Consider the following 19,236-nt stretch of genomic DNA (forward strand, 5'->3'; position numbering starts at 1 on the left):
GATACCCTTCGTGGTTCAGTGCTCGACGGCCTGCTAACCCAGTGCCGTGTCGAGGAACATCATCACCGCAAACCCCATCATCAACCCCAGCGTGGCTGGCGTTTCGTGGCCGTTGCGGTGGGTTTCCGGAATCACTTCGTGGGACACCACGAAGATCATGGCCCCCGCCGCCAGCCCCAGGCTAATGGGATACGCCACGGCCACGCCCGAAGACATGCCCAGCCCGATCACCGCGCCCAGTGGCTCCATCAGCCCCGAGCCCACCGCGATCAGCGCGGCACGCAGCGCACTGATCCCGGTGACTCGCAGCGCCATGGCGATGGCAAGCCCTTCGGGGATGTCCTGGATCGCAATGGCAGTGGTCAGGGGCATGCCGACCCGCAGATCACCGTTAGCAAAACTGACGCCGATGGCCATGCCCTCGGGCAAATTGTGCAAGGTGATGGCGAGCACGAACAACCAGACACGGTTGATGCGTTCCGATTGCGGACCGCGCCGGCCACTCACTTCATGTTCGTGGGGCACGAAACGGTCAAGGCCGATCATCAGGAGCACGCCCAGACCCAGGCCGACCACAACGACAAACGCGGCGAGCAGTTGATTGCCCACGATACTTTGTGCCGCTTCGATACCCGGCAGGATCAGCGAAAACGAACTGGCAGCGAGCATCATGCCCGCGGCGAAACCGAGCATGATGTCCTGGGTCCGCGAGGAGATATCACGCAGCACCACCGCCATCAACGCGCCCAGCGCCGTGGCGGCGAAACCGGCGGTGCCGCCCAGAACGGCGTAGCCCAGGTTGTGCCGGTCGGCCCCCACCAATGCGTTGTAACCGCTGTAGAGCAACAGCGCGGCGATCACCGCCAGCCCCAGCCAGAAGCTTACCCCCAGCAGCAGGTTGTTTTGCACAGGATCCAGCCAGGTACGCCAGGGCGATCGGATCCGGGAGGTGGGCTGGTCCATCGAATATCCTTACTGGTTTTGCGCCAGGTCATGTCTGATCGTTCCCCCAACGAGGGGTCCGCTCAAACGCAATTTTCAGGCGAAGGAGCCAGGCCCCCTCGCCGGTTTCCTACAGTTTGTCACCTTGCATCCCTGAACCCAAGTCGGCACCTGTCATGGGGTCGCTTTCCGGGTTGGACATGGTCCGCGCCTTCATGTCCATCAGCAGCGCTTCGTCTTTCTTGCTCAGTTGCACACTCGCCAGACCATCGCCGCCATCCACCGCCGGCGTTGGGTTCTCGACGAATTCCCACTCATCGCCCTGGTTCCATGGGCCACGCACCGAAGGCTCGCCTTGGGACATGTTGAAGTACACGTTGGTGAACTCTGGCATGCCTGGCAGTTTACCTTGAGGGAAATTCGGCTGGATCGAGTGCAGGGCTTTCTCGAAGGACATCTGGTGCGCGATTTCACGGGTCATCAAAAAGCCCAGCGCTTCTTTTACCCCAGGATCATCGGTGAGATTCATCAGGCGCTCATAGATGATTTTCGCCCGTGCCTCGGCGGCGATGTTGGACCGCATGTCCGCTGTCGGCTCACCTATGGTGTCGACGTAAGCGGCTGTCCAAGGTACACCGGCCGAATTGGTCAGCGGGGAACCGGCGCCATAAAGCAGGCTGGTGATGTGAGAGTCGTTGCCGGCACCGTTGATGTCCCGGTACAGCTGGCCTTCCTTTTCCACACCCTCGGCCATTCGGCCCTTGGCGCCTTTATTGAGCATCACGATGATCGAGCCGATCACCTCCAGATGACTGAGCTCTTCGGTGGCAATGTCCATCAACAAATCCTTGCGGCCGGGATCATCCTCGGACAGGGCCTGGGTGAAGTAGCGCGACGCCGCCGCCAACTCGCCCTGGGCACCGCCGAACTGTTCAAGCAACAGATTAGCCAGCCCTGGGTTAGGCTCGGCGACACGTACGGTGTACTGCAGTCTTTTGTTATGTAAGAACATGATGAAACTCCTCGTTCAGGACACAAGCCAAAGGGACACTGCCGGGAGCAGGCCCACAGAAAATCTGAAGAAGTTAAACAGTTAAAATTTATCTTTTATTTAATAAACGAGACGAACGGTAATCGGTAAGGCGCACTTGCAGAAATGCCAGGTAACTGAACAACTTACCCTCCCCTCACGCTTGAAGACATTCCTTGCCGCGATCCCGTTGTATATAAATCCGACAGGCCCCATGCGATTAACACAGGGCCCGTAACGTCATTGAGTATTCAGAGTTGCGCCCATGATCCTGGCTGTTTCCAGGGCCTTTTTGACTTGTTTCGGAAACTGTCTAGCGGTCGCTGGTAACGTTGTCGCCGGATGCCTGACCGCCCTTTCGACCGGCCTCGGAGGCCCGCTCAGGGTCTTTGGCAAAATTGCCACCCGAGGCTTGGCCACCTTTTCGGCCGGCGGCGGCGGCTCGTTCCGGGTCATTGGCAAAATTGCCGCCCGAAGCTTGCCCCCCCTTGCGCCCGGCCTCGGATGCGCGCTGCGGATCATTCGCGAAGTTACCACCTGACACGTGGCCGCCCTTCTTCCCCGCTTGCGATGCCTTTTCACGATCGTTAGCGAAATTGCCAGGATTCTTATTTCCTGTGTTAGCCATTTCATTCACCTCGTTAGTTGATGTTGCGAACCTGCTGACTCCTAACAATCTGAAAGTCTGGCGCCGACAAGGTTTTAAACACATCTTGAAAACAGCGACGAACGGCTCGTGCAATCCCACACTCTCACTGCGGCGTCGAGTTACAACGGCCTTTCAAAAAAATGACGCCCAATAATGAATTCAACTACTCAACTTGAGCGATACCCATCGTTAGCGGGCCGCAATCTCGATTTATATTCAGGATGAAATGGGATAGCTGGGCGCAAAGGTGTCCTCCAGCGCTTCATCCCGTTAATTGCCATCCATGTCTGGCCCGCCATTCTTGCCGCTGCGTTCGCAATGGCAATCCGGTGCCGGACAAGGTTCACCGTTTGGATGTTGGTCGGCGCAGGCTTGACTGCAATAGGCCTCGCCATCGCGATTGAACACCTGTTGCGGGTCCACATCGCATTGGCAATCGGGGCAACCGCACTTTAACTCGCTCATGTTCGTTCTCCTGGGTTCCGGTTTTAAAGCTGTCGTCAGAATCACACCAGCAATTGAACCTCAAGGTTCGCCGCCGCAACGCCATGGTTCGCCACATAGACCTCGGCGGTCCAGCCTTTGGTCAGGTTGCGATAAGACTGGGTGCCCAAGGCCTTGCCACTGTCCCACTCCATGACGTCACCAATATCGATGTCGTTGGCGGAATCGAGCTCAAGGACTGTGTGGTTGTCTTCTTCCTCGACGTACACACCGACCATTGCTCTCTGTCGATTGATGGCCCGTACTTCACCGGTGGTCTGTTTCATACGCCTCCTCTTCTCGGTGCGTTAAATGCCGAAGCACGTCAGCGGCAGCATTTTTCACACTCAGCGCTTGGGGTCGACACAGCATTGCAACACGACAGTTTTGAGTGCCGTTCATAGAGGTGGATGTCGCGCAACCGGGGAAAGTTTGAAGAAACAACAACGCAGTGCGACGAAAGGCATTCCCACCGCCCTCTCGACGAACCACGGTGCTAACCTCAACGACTCCAGGCCAGCGGAGCGACCTCTATGCCCGACGACTTTCACCGTCAACCGATCGATCAATTGCTGGAGCATATGGCCGGGCGCCGTTTTCTGGTGCTCACCGGTGCCGGCATCAGCACCCCGTCGGGCATTCCCGACTACCGGGACAGCGAGGGTGTGCGACGGGGTCGGCAACCCATGATGTACCAGGAGTTTCTCGCCAAACCCGAAGCACGGCGGCGCTACTGGGCGCGGGCGATGCTGGGCTGGCCGCGGGTCCGTCAGGCCCGGCCGAACGTGGCCCACGAGGCGTTGGCGATGTTGCAGGCGCACCAACGCATCAGCGGCCTGATCACCCAGAATGTCGACACCCTGCATGACCAGGCTGGCAGCCACGACGTGATCGAACTTCACGGAAGCCTGCATCGGGTGTTGTGTCTGGATTGCGAGCAGCGCAGTGAGCGCCAGCAGATCCAGCTGTTGATGCAAGCGCAGAATCCTTACCTGGCCGGTGTCGACGCGGTTCAGGCGCCGGACGGCGATACCCTGCTGGATGCCGCGTTCGAGGCGCGCTTCCAGGTGCCCCGCTGCCCTCATTGCGACGGCGAGCGCTTGAAACCCGACGTGGTGTTTTTCGGCGAAAACGTCGCCGCCATCACCGCCGCTCGCGCCATGCAAGCCGTCGAACAGGCGGACGGCCTGCTGGTAGTGGGCTCGTCGCTGATGGCGTGGTCGGCGTTTCGCCTGTGCCGGGCGATCAAGGAACAGGGCAAGCCGCTGCTGGCGATCAACCGGGGCAAGACACGGGCCGATGAGTTGCTGGATCTCAAGCTTGAAGAGCCTTGTGAGCAACTGCTGCCGCTGCTGACTCAACGCCAGTTCTAACAGCACCGCAGCCCCCCTGTGGGAGCGAGCCTGCTCGCGATTGCGGCGGCACATCCAGCATAAAGGCTAGCTGAACCACCGCTATCGCGAGCAGGCTCGCTCCCACAAGTGAACCGTGGTTTACCGCGTGGTCAACTGCGCACCGATGTCCTGATCCCTGAGCGTATCGAACAACGCCTGCGCCGCCGCCGACAGTTCATGCCCCGGCTTGGTCAGCACACCGATGGCCCGTTCTATCACTGGATCGCTGAGGGTGATGCAGCGGGCGCCCAGCTCATGCATCTGCCCGACACACAGCGCCGGGACCGCACTCACCCCCAACCCGCTGGCGACCATCCGTCCAACTGTCGCCAACTGATGGCTCTCGAATTCCACCGGCAGTTTCATGCCTCGGTTTTGCAAATGCTCCTCCAGCATCACCCGCACAGTGGAGGGCCTTTGCAGCGTGATAAACGGCTGCTCCAGCAGCGTCTGCCACTGGATCTCACTGCGCTGCGCCAGTGGCGAGTCCAGCGGCACCACCGCGACGAAGCGGTCCAGATACAACGGGGTAAAGGCCAGCGACGAGCTCTGCATCGGCTCGAACGCGACCCCCAGTTCAACGTGCCGATCACGAACCATTTCCAGCACCTGTTCGTTGATCACATCGTTGACCGTGACGTTGACATTCGGATAGCGGGCGCGGAAGGTCCTGAGGATCGGCGGCAGCAGGTTGCCGGCAAAGGACGGCATTGCCGCCAAGGTGACGCGGCCGCGTTGCAAGGTGAAGCGCTGGCGCATTTCATCCTCGGCGTTGTCCCAATCGGCAACCAGGCGGCGGGCCAGGGGCAGCAGCGATTCGCCTTCAGGCGTCAGCGCCACGTTGCGGGTATTGCGACTGAACAGACGCCCGCCCAAGCCTTCTTCCAAGGCCTTGATGGTCAAGCTCAGGGCCGACTGGGACAGGTGCAGCCGCTCGCAGGCCACGGCGAAGCTCAGGCTTTGGGCCACGGCGAGAAAAGCGCGGATTTGCTTGAGGGTCATGGGTCGCTGTGCTCCCGGCGGCAAGCGGTCAGTTTCAAGCCGCAAACGGATATCGGCAATTAGTGAGTTTTATCAATCAATCCAACCTAAAAATCAACTTAACAAATATATGACTTGGCGCAACACTGCGTTTCATTGCGACCCCATCAAGAATAAAAGAGGTGTCTATGGCAGGTTTCGACAAACGTGTGAGTAGCTACGAAGAAGCGCTGGAAGGCTTGCAAGACGGCATGACGGTGATCGCTGGCGGCTTCGGCCTCTGCGGCATCCCGGAGAACCTGATCGCCGAGATCAAGCGCAAGGGTATCCGCGACCTCACCGTGGTTTCCAATAACTGCGGCGTCGACGGTTTCGGTCTGGGTGTATTGCTGGAAGATCGGCAGATCCGCAAGGTAGTCGCGTCTTACGTCGGCGAAAACGCTCTTTTCGAAAAGCAATTGCTGAGCGGCGAAATCGAAGTCGTGCTGACTCCACAAGGCACCCTCGCCGAAAAAATGCGCGCCGGCGGCGCGGGCATTCCGGCCTTCTTCACCGCCACCGGGGTCGGCACGCCAGTGGCCGAAGGCAAGGAAGTGCGTGAATTCCATGGCCGCCAGTACCTGATGGAAGAATCCATCACCGGCGACTTCGCCATCGTCAAAGGCTGGAAAGCCGACCATTTCGGCAACGTGGTCTATCGCCATACCGCCCAGAATTTCAACCCGTTGGCGGCCACAGCCGGCAAGATCACTGTGGTTGAAGTCGAAGAAATCGTCGAACCGGGCGAGCTGGACCCGACGCAGATCCATACCCCAGGCATCTACGTCGACCGGATCATTTGCGGCACGTTCGAAAAGCGCATCGAACAGCGCACCGTGCGTAAGTGATCCCCTGCCCCCGGCCCGAATGAAGGAATAACAACATGGCACTTTCCCGCGAACAAATGGCTCAACGCGTCGCCCGCGAAATGCAGGACGGCTACTACGTGAACCTGGGCATCGGCATTCCGACCCTGGTCGCCAACTACATCCCCGAAGGCATGGAAGTCATGCTGCAGTCGGAAAACGGCCTGCTCGGCATGGGCGCGTTCCCTACCGAAGCGGAGGTCGATGCCGACATGATCAACGCCGGCAAGCAGACCGTCACCGCACGTATCGGCGCCTCGATCTTCTCTTCGGCAGAATCCTTTGCCATGATCCGTGGCGGGCACATCGACCTGACCGTGCTGGGCGCCTTCGAGGTAGACGTGGAAGGTAACATTGCCTCGTGGATGATCCCTGGCAAGCTGGTCAAGGGCATGGGCGGCGCGATGGACCTGGTGGCCGGTGCCGAGAACATCATCGTCACCATGACTCACGCGTCCAAGGACGGTGAGTCGAAACTGCTGCCCCGGTGCAGCCTGCCGCTGACCGGTGCCGGTTGCATCAAGCGCGTGCTGACCGACCTGGCCTACCTGGAAATCCAGGACGGCGCCTTCATTCTCAAAGAACGTGCCCCAGGCGTCAGCGTCGAGGAAATCGTCGCCAAGACTGCCGGCAAACTGATCGTGCCGGACCACGTGCCTGAAATGCAGTTCGCTGCCCAGTGAGGAGAGATTCGATGCAAGAAGTCGTGATTGTCGCCGCCACCCGTACCGCCATTGGCAGTTTCCAGGGTTCGCTGGCCTCCATTCCCGCACCGCAACTCGGTGCCGCGGTGATTCGTCGGTTGCTGGAACAGACCGGTCTGTCCGGCGAGCAAGTCGATGAAGTGATTCTTGGCCAAGTGCTAACCGCTGGCAGCGGGCAGAACCCGGCGCGCCAGGCGTCGATCCTCGCCGGCCTACCCCACGCGGTGCCGGCGCTGACCCTGAACAAGGTCTGCGGCTCGGGGCTCAAGGCCTTGCACCTGGGTGCCCAGGCGATCCGCTGTGGCGATGCCGAGGTGATCATTGCCGGCGGCATGGAAAACATGAGCCTGGCTCCGTACGTACTGCCGGCTGCCCGCACTGGCCTGCGCATGGGCCATGCGCAGATGATCGATAGCATGATTACCGATGGTCTGTGGGATGCGTTCAACGATTACCACATGGGCATCACCGCCGAAAACCTGGTGGACAAGTACGAGATCAGCCGCGAGGAGCAGGACGCCTTTGCCGCCGCTTCCCAGCAGAAGGCCGTGGCGGCGATTGAAGGTGGCCGGTTTGCCGATGAGATCACGCCGATCCTGATTCCCCAGCGCAAAGGCGATCCTGTGGCCTTCGCCACCGACGAACAACCCCGGGCCGGCACCACCGCCGAATCCCTGGGCAAGCTCAAGCCGGCGTTCAAGAAGGACGGCAGCGTTACCGCCGGCAATGCCTCGTCGCTGAACGATGGCGCCGCCGCCGTGCTGCTGATGAGCGCGGAGAAAGCCAAGGCACTGGGCTTGCCGGTACTGGCGAAAATCAGCGCCTATGCCAATGCGGGGGTAGACCCGGCAATCATGGGCATCGGCCCGGTGTCGGCTACCCGCCGCTGCCTGGACAAGGCCGGCTGGTCTTTGGAGCAACTGGACCTGATCGAAGCCAACGAAGCCTTCGCCGCCCAGTCACTGGCTGTGGCCAGAGAGCTGAAATGGGACATGGAGAAGGTCAACGTCAATGGCGGTGCCATCGCCCTGGGCCACCCGATCGGTGCTTCGGGTTGCCGAGTGCTGGTGTCGCTGCTCCATGAAATGATCAAGCGCGACGCCAAGAAAGGCCTCGCCACGCTGTGCATCGGCGGCGGTCAAGGCGTGGCCTTGGCGCTGGAACGAGCGTAACCGGCAAAGGGTTCAACAGTGGTTGAGCGGACCCACGAACATCCGCCCATCCACTGGCAACACAACCGGCGCAACCTGGGTTGCGCCGGTTTTTTTTGCCTGCTGGTTTTGAGCATGATCTGCCGGCCTCATCGCGAGCAGGCTCGCTCCCACAGGGATCTCGGGCGGTTGCAAGATTGGCGTCCACCACCGATCCATTGTGGGAGCGAGCCTGCTCGCGATGGTGGTGGGTCAGCTTGCATCGATGCTGAATGTGCCGGCCCATTCGCGAGCAAGCCCGCTCCCACAGGGGGATTGGGTTTTAAGCACAAAATCGAAGAACACCACCGATCCACTGTGGGAGCGAGCCTGCTCGCGATGGTGGTGGGTCAGCTTGCATCGATGCTGAATGTGCCGGCCCATTCGCGAGCAAGCCCGCTCCCACAGGGGGATTGGGTTTTAAGCACAAAATCGAAGAACACCACCGATCCACTGTGGGAGCGAGCCTGCTCGCGATGGCGGTGGGTCAGGCGACGATGAGCCTTCAGGCCCCCGCGCCAAACCGGTCGCGACTGTTGGTCAGGTGCAGCCACATGGCGGCGCGGGCGGCGTCCGGGTCCTGGCGTTTGATGGCATTGAAAATGGCCTCGTGCTCCAGATTAGCCAACTGCGCCAGTTTCCCCAGGTCCGCTTGACCGCGTTCGACCACGTTCACCCGGGTTCGGGGAATCATCGCACTGCCCAGGTGCTGCATGATTTCGACAAAACAGGTGTTGTCCGTGGCTTCAGCGATGAGCAAATGAAAGCGCCGGTCGGCGTCGACGCAACTGTCGTTATTGCTGAGCAACCGCTGGTAATCATCCAGGGCCTGGCGCATCTGCTGCAGTTGGCGTTCATTGCGCCGTAAGGCCGCCAGGGCCGCTGCCTGGGTTTCCAGGCCCAGGCGCAGTTCCAAGATCCCCCGCACACCAGCGGCGGTGTCGACATTGAGCCTCAGGCCCGGCTCACCGGTCTGTTCCAGCACAAAGGTGCCGATGCCGTGGCGAGTTTCCACCAGCCCCGAGGCCTGCAGCTTGGATATCGCCTCGCGCACCACCGTGCGGCTGACACCATGGGCCTGCACAATGGCACCTTCCGACGGCAGTTTTTCCCCCGTTTTCAACTGCCCCAGCAAAATGCTCTGGCTCAGCTTCGCCACCAGGTCATGGGCCAGGTTGTGGGTGCGTTTGCGCGGTGTTGCCTCGATGTCTGGGTGCATGGGCCGTGGGTCCTCGAAACGGAGCAGGCGGGCCGTGAGGTAAAAACTCCACGCCCCTTAGCTTGTATGACAAGTGCAATCATCTCAGTCATCGAACGGTTCCGCCAGCGCTAAACTGATCTTCCCCATGTTTCTTTTCCTTGCTAAAAAATCCAGCAAATAAAGGTATTTCCGAGTTTTTTAAGGCAAACCATCCAAAAAAACCGACCAGCCTCCCTTGTAAGATAAAAAAATCAAGTTGTATGATGTCTATCAACATCGCCCTCCTGCGATGCCCCGCATAAAAACAACGAGTGGGAAAAACATGCAGACCCAAGAAGCCACCAAAGCCCCCATCATCACCAGCATGCAGGTCGTGCCGGTGGCCGGTCATGACGGCATGCTGCTGAATCTCAGTGGCGCCCATGGCCCGTTCTTTACCCGCAACATCGTCATTCTCAAAGACAACGCCGGCCACACCGGCGTGGGCGAAGTGCCCGGCGGCGAGCGCATTCGCCAGACCCTCGAAGACGCCCGCTCGCTGGTGGTCGGCAGCCCCATCGGCACCTATCAGAAGATTCTCAACACCGTACGCCAGGCCTTCGCCGACCGGGATGCCGGTGGTCGTGGCTTGCAGACGTTCGACCTGCGCATCACCATTCACGCGGTCACCGGCCTGGAAGCGGCGTTGCTGGACCTGCTGGGCCAGCACCTGGATGTACCGGTAGCCGCACTGCTCGGCGAAGGCCAGCAGCGTGATGAAGTGAAAATGCTCGGTTATCTGTTTTATGTGGGTGATCGCCAGCAAACTGACCTGCCCTACCGCAGCGAGCCGGACGCCGACAACGACTGGTTCCGCGTACGCCACGAAAAAGCCCTGGACGCCGACGCCGTGGTGCGCCTGGCCGAAGCCGCTCATTCGCGTTACGGCTTCCAGGACTTCAAGCTCAAGGGCGGCGTGCTCAAGGGCGACGAAGAAATCGAAGCCGTCACCGCCCTGGCCGAACGCTTCCCTCAGGCACGTATCACCCTGGACCCGAACGGCGCCTGGTCACTCAAGGAGGCCATCCGCCTCTGCCGGGACCAGCACAAGGTCCTGGCATACGCCGAAGATCCTTGTGGTGCCGAGAACGGTTATTCGGGCCGTGAGGTGATGGCCGAGTTCCGCCGCGCCACCGGTCTTAAAACCGCCACTAACATGATCGCCACCGATTGGCGCGAAATGGGCCATGCCATCACCTTGCAATCGGTGGACATTCCCCTGGCCGACCCACACTTCTGGACCATGCAAGGTTCGGTTCGAGTGGCGCAGATGTGCAACGAATGGGGCCTGACCTGGGGCTCGCACTCCAACAACCACTTCGACATTTCCCTGGCGATGTTCACCCACGTAGCTGCGGCCGCACCGGGTGACATCACGGCGATCGACACGCACTGGATCTGGCAGGATGGGCAGCGGCTGACCAAGGCTCCGTTGCAGATCCAGGGTGGCTGCGTGCAGGTGCCGAAAAAACCGGGACTGGGGATCGAGCTGGACACCGACCAATTGGCCAAGGCTCATGAACTGTACAAAGGGATGGGGCTTGGCGCGCGGGATGATGCGGTTGCAATGCAGTATCTGATTCCGGGCTGGACGTTCAACAACAAGCAGCCGTGCCTGGTGCGCTGAACGAACCTTCTGGCTGAGCACCTATCCAGGTGGGAGCGAGCCTGCTCGCGATGAAGGCGGCACATCCAACATCGCAACCGCATCGCGAGCAGGCTCGCTCCCACAGGGTTAGTGCATGATAGGAGCTGCTCCTAACCCTCCGGCCGCAGAATCAACACCGCCAATGGCGGCAAGTTGAGTTCCAGCGACAGCGCCTGGCCATGGCTGGGCACTTCTTCGGTGAAGGCACCACCGCTGTTGCCGTAGTTGGAACCGGCATAGGTGTCGGCGTCACTGTTGAGCAATTCCACCCAGCGCCCGGCAAACGGCACGCCGATGCGGTATGCCGCGCGCGGCACGGGCGTGAAGTTGGCAACCACCAGCACCGGTCGACCTTCCTTGCTCCAACGCAACCAGGCGTAGACGCTGTTCACCGCATCATCACCAATCAGCCACTGGAACCCCTGAGGCGCGTCGTCCTGATCGTGCAGCGCCGGCTCTTCGCGATAGAGACGGTTCAGGTCGCTCACCAGCTTCTGCACCCCACGGTGCTCCGGGTATTGCAACAGGTACCAGTCCAGCTGCTGGTCGTGGTTCCACTCGCGCCATTGGCCGAACTCGCAGCCCATGAACAGAAGCTTCTTGCCGGGATGGCCCCACATGAAACTCAGATAGGCCCGCAAGTTGGCGAATTTCTGCCAGCGATCGCCCGGCATCTTGTCGATCAGCGAGCGTTTGCCATGCACCACTTCGTCATGGGAAATCGGCAGGACAAAGCGCTCGGACCACGCGTACATCAGGCCGAAACTCAGTTCGTTGTGATGGTGGGCGCGGTACACCGGGTCCTGCTGGATGTAATGCAGCGAATCGTGCATCCAGCCCATGTTCCACTTATAGGCGAAACCCAGGCCGCCCTGTTGCGTGCTCTGACTGACGCCGGGCCAGGCGGTGGACTCTTCGGCGATAACCAACGCACCGGGGGTTTCCAGCGCCACCACGTCATTGAGGTGCCGCAGGAAGTCGATGGCTTCCAGGTTCTCCCGTCCACCGTGGCGATTGGGCACCCATTCGCCGGCCTTGCGTGAATAGTCGCGATACAACATCGAGGCGACGGCATCCACACGCAGGCCGTCGATGTGGAAGTGCTTCAGCCAATGCAGCGCCGAAGCGAGCATGAAACCATGGACTTCGGTGCGTCCCAGGTTGTAGATCAGGGTGTCCCAATCCTGGTGAAAGCCTTCCAGCGGGTTGCCGTATTCGTACAGCGCGGTGCCGTCGAACTGGGCCAGACCGTGGGTATCGGTGGGGAAATGCGCCGGCACCCAATCGAGAATCACGCCGATGTCGGCCTGGTGACAGGCATTGACGAACGCCGCGAAATCGTCCGGCGAGCCGAAACGCGCCGTCGGGGCAAACTGTGAAAGCGGCTGGTAACCCCAGGACCCCCCGAACGGATGCTCCATGATCGGCATCAGCTCGATGTGGGTGAACCCCAGGTCCTTGACGTACGGAATCAGGCGTTCGGCCATTTCGTGCCAGGTGTATTGCCGGGCAACTTCTCCCGCCTCGTCGATTTCGCACTGCCAGGAGCCGGCGTGCAATTCGTAGATCGACAGCGGTGCGCCAGGCAACTGCCGCTCGCGACGATCTTGCATCCATTGCCCATCCTGCCACTCGATTTTCAGCGGCGCGGCGACCTTGGAAGCGGTATCCGGCGGCATTTGAGTGGCCAGCGCCACCGGGTCAGCCTTGAGCGGCAAAATGCCGTGGGCGCCGAGGATTTCATATTTGTAACCCTCGCCCGCGCCAAGCCGCGGGATGAACAACTCCCACACCCCGGACGGATAACGGATGCGCATTGGATGCCGGCGCCCGTCCCAGACGTTGAAATCGCCCACCACCGAGACTCGTCGCGCATTCGGTGCCCATACGGCAAAGCGCACGCCGTCGACGCCATCGACAGTGGTCAACTGCGCCCCCAGACAGGAACTGAGGTCGCGATGATTGCCTTCGGCAAACAGATATAGGTCCATTTCCCCCAGCAGTGGCCCGAAGCTGTAGGGGTCTTCGGCCACCTGCTCACCGCCGGCCCAGCGGGTGCGCAACAGGTAGGGTTGGGCGCGGTCGAAATGGCCGACAAACAGCCCCGGGGTTTCGCTGAGCTGCAAATCGCCCAGGACTTCGTCGCCATCGCGGGCCAACACTTGCACGCTCAAGGCGCCGGGCAGGTACGCCCGGATGAACTGCCCGCCGGCACCATCGCCGTGGGGACCAAGGATGGAAAACGGGTCCTGATGTTCTGCGCGCACCAGCGCGTCGATGTCATGGGGGGACGGCAGTAACGACTCTTTGGCCTGCCCCTGTGGTTCTTTGTTCGAGACACTCATGATTCTCTCCACTAAATCGGTCCGGCTAAGTCGGAAAAGGGTTTCAGCCCGCTCAATAACCCGTACAGACCGTGCAATGGCACGGGCAGCCAGGCGGGGCGATTCTCGGCTTCATAGGCCACTTCATAGGCCGCCTTCTCCAGGCCGAACAACGCCAGTGCGGCGTCTTCGCCTTCAGCATCCTTCCACTCATGGGCAAGACTAGCTGCCGCCAGCCGATATGCCTCAACAAATGCCTGACGGGCCTCTTTCAAATAACGATCAGCCACCCGTTGCCGTGCCGCGTCGGCGTCGGCGGTGCTGTCGACGGTGTTCAGGTGGATCGCCATGGCGGCTGCGTAATCGAAGGAGCGCAGCACGCCGCTGACGTCCTTGTACGGGCTGTGCTTGCCGCGGCGCTCATGCAGTGGTCGTGCCGGCTCGCCCTCGAAGTCGATCAGGTAGGCGTCGCCCTTGATCACCAGTACCTGCCCCAGGTGCAGGTCGCCGTGGACGCGGATGCGCAAGCCACCGACAGCCTTGCCGGCCAGTTCCTGGATGTGCGCCAGAACGGTCTTCTTGTGTTCCAGCAAGCGGGCGACCAAGGCCTGGTCCGCCGGGTTCAATTGGCCCTGGTTCTGCTTGAGCAGGCGCAAGGCGTTCTCAACCTGCGCGGCCACATCCTTGCCGATGGCCTGGGCCTCCTTGGCGTTGGTGGCCTGGGGCGCGAAGTCCGGGTTATCGGTGGCCTGAGCCAGTACCTCGTGCATTTCCCCCAGGCGCTGGCCGAGCATGCCGGCGAAGTCCTTGAGTTCGCCCAAGGCGTTGTAGTGCTGTTCCTGCTCGGACACGGCATCGGCCAGCTCATCACGCAGGGCGCGTTCGAGGTTGTTCTGGGTCCATTCCCAGGCGTCGCCCTGATTGCTCAAGTAGCCTTGGGCGATCATCAGCAGCGCATCTTCGCCCTCGGTGTCACGGCGAATCACCGAACCGAGCAGCGGCGAAATATTGCTGAAACCTGCGGCTGTCAGGTAGGCACTCATTTCCAGCTCCGGGTGTACGCCCGACGCCACTTTGCGGATCAGTTTGAGCACCAGACTGCCGCCCACCACCACCGAACTGTTGGACTGCTCGGCGGACAGGTAACGCACCTCCGGCTCGTCTCCCAGGTTCAATGGGGCCAGGCCTTCGGTGGGTTCAAACCGCAGCTCGCCCTCGCTGCAAGGCAGCACCGTATTGGCCTGCATGCTTTGCAGAACCGCCCGCACGAAACTTTCCAGGCTGAACGCATCGGTGATCAAACCGACCTGACGGACCCGGCGAACCCGAGACAGCGCCAATTGCTGCGGCAACGCCGCGCCCACCTGGTCTTCGGCCAGCAGTCCGAATGGCAGTTGGTAACGCAGTGTCTGGCCGGCGCTGGTGACGTCGATTTCGCTGAGCAGCACCGGGTGCTGCGGATCGCCGAAACGCACGCCATAGACAATATTGACCTTCTCGATCGCGCTGTCTTTGCCGGCAAACCAGCGACGATTTTGCAGCCAACTCGGCAGGATAGTCTGCTCCAGCGTGGTGCGCGACGGTGCTTCAAGCAGTTCTTCCAGGCGTTTCTTCAGCACCAGGGTGGTGAAGTCCGGCAAGCTCTGGGCCGGCTCCACATGCCAGCTCGGCATCTGGTTTTCTGTTGCCAGGGCAAACCAGTAGAACCCATACGGCGGCAGGGTCAGCAGGAAATTCAGTTGGCCGATGGGCGGGAAGGCATTGCCCCCCAGCATTTCCACCGGGACCATCCCGGCATAGGCCGACAGGTCCAGTTCGGCGGCCTGGGCGCTACGGGACACGTTGGCCACGCACAGGATGATTTCGTGCTTGCCATCGGGGCCGGTGTATTCGCGGGTATAAGCCAGGATCCGGCGGTTGCTTGGCGAGAGCATCTTCAGCGTGCCACGGCCAAAGGCCTTGGACTGCTTGCGCACCGCCAGCATCCGCCGGGTCCAGTTCAGCAATGAATGAGGATCGCCGGCCTGGGTCTCGACGTTGACCGACTGGTAACCGTATTGCGGGTCCATGATCGGCGGCAGTACCAGGCTGGCCGGGTCGGCGCGGGAGAAACCACCGTTGCGGTCGATCGACCACTGCATCGGCGTGCGCACGCCGTCGCGGTCGCCCAGGTAGATGTTGTCGCCCATGCCGATTTCATCGCCGTAGTACAAGGTCGGCGTGCCGGGCATCGACAGCAGCAGGCTGTTGAGCAACTCGACACGGCGGCGGTCGCGCTCCATCAGCGGCGCCAGACGTCGGCGGATCCCCAGGTTAATCCGCGCCCGACGGTCGGCCGCGTAGTAATTCCACAGGTAGTCGCGCTCCTTGTCGGTGACCATCTCCAGGGTCAACTCATCGTGGTTGCGCAGGAAAATCGCCCACTGGCAATTGGCCGGAATTTCCGGGGTCTGGCGGAGAATGTCGGTGATGGGGAAGCGGTCTTCCTGGGCCAGCGCCATGTACATGCGCGGCATCAGCGGGAAATGGAACGCCATGTGGCATTCGTCACCGTTCAAACCCTGGGCGTCGACATCGCCGAAGTACAGCTGGGTGTCTTCCGGCCACTGGTTGGCCTCGGCCAACAGCATACGGTCGGGGTAATTGGCATCGATCTCGGCACGGATCTGCTTGAGGACGTCGTGGGTCTCGGGCAGGTTCTCGTTGTTGGTGCCGTCGCGCTCGATCAGGTACGGGATCGCATCCAGGCGCAGGCCGTCGATGCCCATGTCCAGCCAGTAGCGCATCACCGACAGTACGGCTTTGATCACTTGGGGGTTATCGAAGTTGAGGTCCGGCTGGTGGGAGTAGAAACGGTGCCAGAAGTATTGGCCGGCTACCGGATCCCAGGTCCAGTTGGATTTCTCGGTGTCGAGGAAAATGATCCGCGTGCCATCGTACTTGTGGTCGTCGTCGGACCAGACGTAGAAATCCCGCGCCTTCGAACCCGGCTTGGCTTTGCGCGCGCGCTGGAACCATGGATGCTGGTCGGAGGTGTGGTTGATGACCAGCTCGGTGATCACCCGCAGATTACGCTTGTGGGCTTCGGCGATGAAACGCCGCGCATCGGCCATGGTGCCGTAGTCGGGGCTGACACCTCGGTACTCGGCGATGTCGTAGCCATCATCGCGCCTGGGCGAAGGATAGAACGGCAGCAGCCAGATCGTGTTGACGCCCAGATCGGCGATGTAGTCGAGCTTTTCGATCAATCCGGGAAAGTCACCGATCCCGTCGTTATTGGAATCGAAATAGGATTTGACGTGGACCTGATAAATCACCGCGTCCTTGTACCAGAGCGGGTCTTTGATAAAGGTGGCAGACCGGGGTTTCTTCGCCATTTGCAACTCCTGAGAAATTCTGTAAAGCCGCTGAAACAGGCTTGTAAGGTCTTTTTGTGTCGTGGGGCCTTTTGTGGCGAGGGGATTTATCCTCACTTTGTGGGAGCAAAGCTTGCTCGCGATACAGGCGCCTCGATTCCCCTGAAGAGCGCGTCAACTTCATCGCGGGCAAGCCTTGCTCCCACAGCCTTACGCCACGCTGATCCGCCATATCCCGAACGGTTGGTAGGCCGGGTCGATACGCATGAACTGGTACTTGCCATACCACGTCCAACGATGCCCGCTCATCAAATCCTCGCCTTGGGTCTGGGCATCGTCCGGCAGCCCCATCTCCCACAGCGGCAACTCGAAATTGGCTTCCTGCGGGGTATGCGGGTCGAGACTCACTGCCACCAGAATGAAATTGCTGCCATCGGCGGTGCGTTTGCCGAAGTACAGGATGTTGTCGTTCCAGGCGTTGTAGATCGTCAGGCCCAAGTGCGTATGCAGCGCCGGGTTTTGCCGGCGGATGCGATTGAGCTGGGCGATTTCGGCAATGATGTTGCCCGGCGCGGTGAAGTCCCGGGGGCGGATCTCATACTTCTCCGAGTCGAGGTATTCCTCCTTGCCCGGCACTGGCGCCGATTCGCACAATTCAAACCCCGAGTACATGCCCCACAGGCCCGAGCCCATGGTCGCCAGGGCCGCGCGGATCAGAAACCCGGCGCGCCCCGACTCATGGAGAAACGCCGGGTTGATGTCCGGCGTGTTGACGAAAAAGTTCGGCCGGTAGCACTCGCGTAACGGAGATTCGTTGAGCTCGGTGAAATACGTCGCCAGTTCGGTCTTGGTATTGCGCCAGGTGAAATAGGTGTAGCTCTGGGAATAACCGACCTTGCCCAGGCGCGCCATCATGGCCGGCGTGGTGAAGGCTTCGGCGAGGAACATCACTTCAGGGTGCTGGGCCCGCACATCGGCAATCAACCACTGCCAGAACGGCAACGGCTTGGTGTGGGGATTGTCGACACGGAAGATCTTCACGCCTTCATTGACCCACCCCACCACCACGTCCCGCAGCTCCAGCCACAGGCTGGGAATCGCATCCGCGGCGTAGAAATCGACGTTGACGATGTCCTGGTATTTCTTCGGCGGGTTTTCCGCATATTTGATCGTGCCGTCCGGCCGCCAGCTGAACCAGCCCGGATGCTGCTTGAGCCACGGGTGGTCCTGGGAACACTGGATAGCAAAGTCCAGGGCAATCTCCAGGCCATGGTCGGCCGCCGCGGCCACCAGACGCCGAAAATCCTCGCGCGAGCCCAACTGCGGGTGAATCGCTTCGTGACCGCCCTCCTCGCTCCCGATGGCATAAGGGCTGCCCGGATCGTCGGGACCGGCGGTGAGGGAGTTGTTCGGGCCCTTGCGAAAGCTGCGACCGATGGGGTGGATCGGCGGGAAGTACAGCACATCGAACCCCATGTCCTGGATCACCGCCAGACGCGAATGCACGTCATTGAAGGTGCCATGACGCTTGGGATCATCGGTGATCGAGCGGGGAAAAAGCTCGTACCAACTGGCGAACTCGGCCAACTTGCGTTCGACGTCCAGAGGGTATTGCGGGCTGATACTCAAATAGGGGCGATGATCGGCCTGGGACATGAGACCGGCACTGCGGGGTGCCAGGAACAATGCCACCTGCTCAGCTGGCAACAGGCCGGAAAGCTCATGGTGCAACGCGGTCAATTGCTCCCTCAGCTCACCTTCGCTGCGCTCGGCCGCCATCTGCACCTGATTGCGTCCTTCCTGCAATTCCAGGCTGATGGGCACGCCGGCCGCGAATTTTTTCTCCAGCTCGTAGCGGAAACTGGCGAACTGGTCGATCCAGGCCTCGATGCGGAACACATAGAAGCCCTGCTCGGGCACATTGAACTGGCCTAGCCAGCCGTTATTGCCCAGCTCGGTCATGACCGCGCTGTTCCACGACTCATCCTTCAGCGCGCGCCAAAGGATATGCACGGCCAATTTGTCATGACCGTCGGCGAAGACTTTGCTGGTCACCGTCACGTCCTGCCCGGCCACGGCCTTGGCGGCGAATTGCCCGCCTTCGATGACCGGCATGGTGCTTTCAATGGCAATACGCGGCAGTAACAGGGCCTGGGACAATGGCAAATGCGGGTTGTACGACAGGTCAGTCGGGTGTTGTTCAGCAGTCATCGAGCATCGCTCCTTTTACGCCCCATGGACGTTGTGGCGGTAAAGGCCCAGTAGTCCTTGAAAGGATGGATCCCTGAAAAAACTCACTTAAACTCCGAACCGAACCGACGGTTAAAAGTTCAGAGTGATTTGCCCCGATGGCAGCGGGATCAAACCAGGCGCAGGGTGGTCAACAAGGT

16 protein-coding genes are annotated in these 19,236 nt (G+C 60.7%); 5 read left to right on the forward strand and 11 right to left on the reverse strand.

Annotated features, from left to right (window positions below):
• Positions 1-33 precede the first annotated feature (33 nt).
• From T3A99_RS06375 to T3A99_RS06395, 5 genes are all read right to left on the reverse strand, one after another.
• Positions 34-963, reverse strand: a complete 930-nt coding sequence (locus T3A99_RS06375) for a ZIP family metal transporter (RefSeq protein ID WP_047227786.1) — start codon at positions 961-963, stop codon at positions 34-36.
• A 109-nt stretch (positions 964-1,072) separates the two neighbouring features.
• On the reverse strand, positions 1,073-1,954 hold the full coding sequence (locus T3A99_RS06380; RefSeq protein ID WP_047227785.1) for a manganese catalase family protein: 882 nt from the start codon (positions 1,952-1,954) through the stop codon (positions 1,073-1,075).
• Positions 1,955-2,285: 331 nt separating this feature from the next.
• Positions 2,286-2,600, reverse strand: coding sequence for a general stress protein (locus T3A99_RS06385; protein ID WP_047227784.1), 315 nt, complete (start codon positions 2,598-2,600; stop codon positions 2,286-2,288).
• Positions 2,601-2,891: 291 nt separating this feature from the next.
• On the reverse strand, positions 2,892-3,086 hold the full coding sequence (locus T3A99_RS06390) for a metallothionein (protein WP_047227783.1): 195 nt from the start codon (positions 3,084-3,086) through the stop codon (positions 2,892-2,894).
• 41 nt (positions 3,087-3,127) lie between these two features.
• Positions 3,128-3,391, reverse strand: a complete 264-nt coding sequence (locus tag T3A99_RS06395) for a hypothetical protein (protein WP_047227782.1) — start codon at positions 3,389-3,391, stop codon at positions 3,128-3,130.
• Positions 3,392-3,637: 246 nt separating this feature from the next.
• Between T3A99_RS06395 and T3A99_RS06400 the strand changes: the two genes are divergently transcribed.
• On the forward strand, positions 3,638-4,477 hold the full coding sequence (locus T3A99_RS06400; RefSeq protein ID WP_322834144.1) for an NAD-dependent protein deacetylase: 840 nt from the start codon (positions 3,638-3,640) through the stop codon (positions 4,475-4,477).
• Positions 4,478-4,597: 120 nt separating this feature from the next.
• On the opposite strand, the gene T3A99_RS06405 is transcribed toward T3A99_RS06400, so the two are convergent.
• A complete protein-coding gene (locus T3A99_RS06405; RefSeq protein ID WP_281460025.1) occupies positions 4,598-5,500 on the reverse strand; it encodes a LysR family transcriptional regulator in 903 nt (300 codons plus the stop codon).
• A 167-nt stretch (positions 5,501-5,667) separates the two neighbouring features.
• On the opposite strand from T3A99_RS06405, the gene T3A99_RS06410 reads away from it, so the two are divergent.
• Genes T3A99_RS06410 through T3A99_RS06420 form a run of 3 tightly spaced genes read left to right on the forward strand, consistent with a single transcriptional unit; the run spans position 5,668 to position 8,260 of the window.
• Positions 5,668-6,366, forward strand: coding sequence for a CoA transferase subunit A (locus T3A99_RS06410; protein ID WP_047227779.1), 699 nt, complete (start codon positions 5,668-5,670; stop codon positions 6,364-6,366).
• Positions 6,367-6,401: 35 nt separating this feature from the next.
• Positions 6,402-7,067: a CoA transferase subunit B gene (locus T3A99_RS06415; protein WP_003180355.1), complete on the forward strand. Its 666-nt coding sequence runs from the start codon at positions 6,402-6,404 to the stop codon at positions 7,065-7,067.
• A gap of 11 nt (positions 7,068-7,078) precedes the next feature.
• Entirely contained in the window at positions 7,079-8,260 is a 1,182-nt protein-coding gene (locus T3A99_RS06420) for an acetyl-CoA C-acetyltransferase (RefSeq protein WP_173406782.1), read from the forward strand.
• 523 nt (positions 8,261-8,783) lie between these two features.
• Here the strand turns inward: T3A99_RS06420 and T3A99_RS06425 are convergent.
• Together T3A99_RS06425 and T3A99_RS06430 are read right to left on the reverse strand one after the other, a co-directional pair.
• The gene (locus T3A99_RS06425; RefSeq protein WP_322834145.1) at positions 8,784-9,497 is read right to left on the reverse strand and encodes a FadR/GntR family transcriptional regulator; all 714 of its coding nucleotides are present in this window, start codon (positions 9,495-9,497) and stop codon (positions 8,784-8,786) included.
• A gap of 88 nt (positions 9,498-9,585) precedes the next feature.
• On the reverse strand, positions 9,586-9,756 hold the full coding sequence (locus T3A99_RS06430) for a hypothetical protein (RefSeq protein ID WP_157952136.1): 171 nt from the start codon (positions 9,754-9,756) through the stop codon (positions 9,586-9,588).
• Between the two features lie 45 nt (positions 9,757-9,801).
• On the opposite strand from T3A99_RS06430, the gene gudD reads away from it, so the two are divergent.
• Positions 9,802-11,145, forward strand: coding sequence for a glucarate dehydratase (gudD, locus tag T3A99_RS06435; protein WP_047227776.1), 1,344 nt, complete (start codon positions 9,802-9,804; stop codon positions 11,143-11,145).
• Between the two features lie 131 nt (positions 11,146-11,276).
• Here the strand turns inward: gudD and glgB are convergent, their stop codons facing one another.
• The 3 genes from glgB to T3A99_RS06450 form a co-directional block, all read right to left on the reverse strand.
• A complete protein-coding gene (glgB, locus tag T3A99_RS06440) occupies positions 11,277-13,511 on the reverse strand; it encodes a 1,4-alpha-glucan branching protein GlgB (RefSeq protein ID WP_107322632.1) in 2,235 nt (744 codons plus the stop codon).
• Positions 13,512-13,522: 11 nt separating this feature from the next.
• Positions 13,523-16,867: a maltose alpha-D-glucosyltransferase gene (gene treS, locus T3A99_RS06445; RefSeq protein WP_107322631.1), complete on the reverse strand. Its 3,345-nt coding sequence runs from the start codon at positions 16,865-16,867 to the stop codon at positions 13,523-13,525.
• A 189-nt stretch (positions 16,868-17,056) separates the two neighbouring features.
• Positions 17,057-19,057, reverse strand: coding sequence for an alpha-1,4-glucan--maltose-1-phosphate maltosyltransferase (locus T3A99_RS06450; protein ID WP_076384011.1), 2,001 nt, complete (start codon positions 19,055-19,057; stop codon positions 17,057-17,059).
• Positions 19,058-19,236: the final 179 nt, after the last annotated feature.

It is taken from the genome of Pseudomonas sp. N-137, assembly GCF_034555295.1.
In the GTDB taxonomy this organism is placed as follows: domain Bacteria; phylum Pseudomonadota; class Gammaproteobacteria; order Pseudomonadales; family Pseudomonadaceae; genus Aquipseudomonas; species Aquipseudomonas rhizophila.

Bases quoted from the DNA above. Each gene is read 5' to 3' on its own strand.
- T3A99_RS06390 (WP_047227783.1), bottom strand. From the start codon at position 3,086: ATGAGCGAGTTAAAGTGCGGTTGCCCCGATTGCCAATGCGATGTGGAC.
- T3A99_RS06400 (WP_322834144.1), top strand. From the start codon at position 3,638: ATGCCCGACGACTTTCACCGTCAACCGATCGATCAATTGCTGGAGCAT.
- T3A99_RS06415 (WP_003180355.1), top strand. From the start codon at position 6,402: ATGGCACTTTCCCGCGAACAAATGGCTCAACGCGTCGCCCGCGAAATG.
- T3A99_RS06410 (WP_047227779.1), top strand. From the start codon at position 5,668: ATGGCAGGTTTCGACAAACGTGTGAGTAGCTACGAAGAAGCGCTGGAA.
- T3A99_RS06395 (WP_047227782.1), bottom strand. From the start codon at position 3,391: ATGAAACAGACCACCGGTGAAGTACGGGCCATCAATCGACAGAGAGCA.
- T3A99_RS06420 (WP_173406782.1), top strand. From the start codon at position 7,079: ATGCAAGAAGTCGTGATTGTCGCCGCCACCCGTACCGCCATTGGCAGT.
- treS (WP_107322631.1), bottom strand. From the start codon at position 16,867: ATGGCGAAGAAACCCCGGTCTGCCACCTTTATCAAAGACCCGCTCTGG.
- T3A99_RS06385 (WP_047227784.1), bottom strand. From the start codon at position 2,600: ATGGCTAACACAGGAAATAAGAATCCTGGCAATTTCGCTAACGATCGT.
- gudD (WP_047227776.1), top strand. From the start codon at position 9,802: ATGCAGACCCAAGAAGCCACCAAAGCCCCCATCATCACCAGCATGCAG.
- T3A99_RS06450 (WP_076384011.1), bottom strand. From the start codon at position 19,057: ATGACTGCTGAACAACACCCGACTGACCTGTCGTACAACCCGCATTTG.
- T3A99_RS06430 (WP_157952136.1), bottom strand. From the start codon at position 9,756: ATGTTGATAGACATCATACAACTTGATTTTTTTATCTTACAAGGGAGG.
- T3A99_RS06405 (WP_281460025.1), bottom strand. From the start codon at position 5,500: ATGACCCTCAAGCAAATCCGCGCTTTTCTCGCCGTGGCCCAAAGCCTG.
- T3A99_RS06380 (WP_047227785.1), bottom strand. From the start codon at position 1,954: ATGTTCTTACATAACAAAAGACTGCAGTACACCGTACGTGTCGCCGAG.
- glgB (WP_107322632.1), bottom strand. From the start codon at position 13,511: ATGAGTGTCTCGAACAAAGAACCACAGGGGCAGGCCAAAGAGTCGTTA.
- T3A99_RS06425 (WP_322834145.1), bottom strand. From the start codon at position 9,497: ATGCACCCAGACATCGAGGCAACACCGCGCAAACGCACCCACAACCTG.
- T3A99_RS06375 (WP_047227786.1), bottom strand. From the start codon at position 963: ATGGACCAGCCCACCTCCCGGATCCGATCGCCCTGGCGTACCTGGCTG.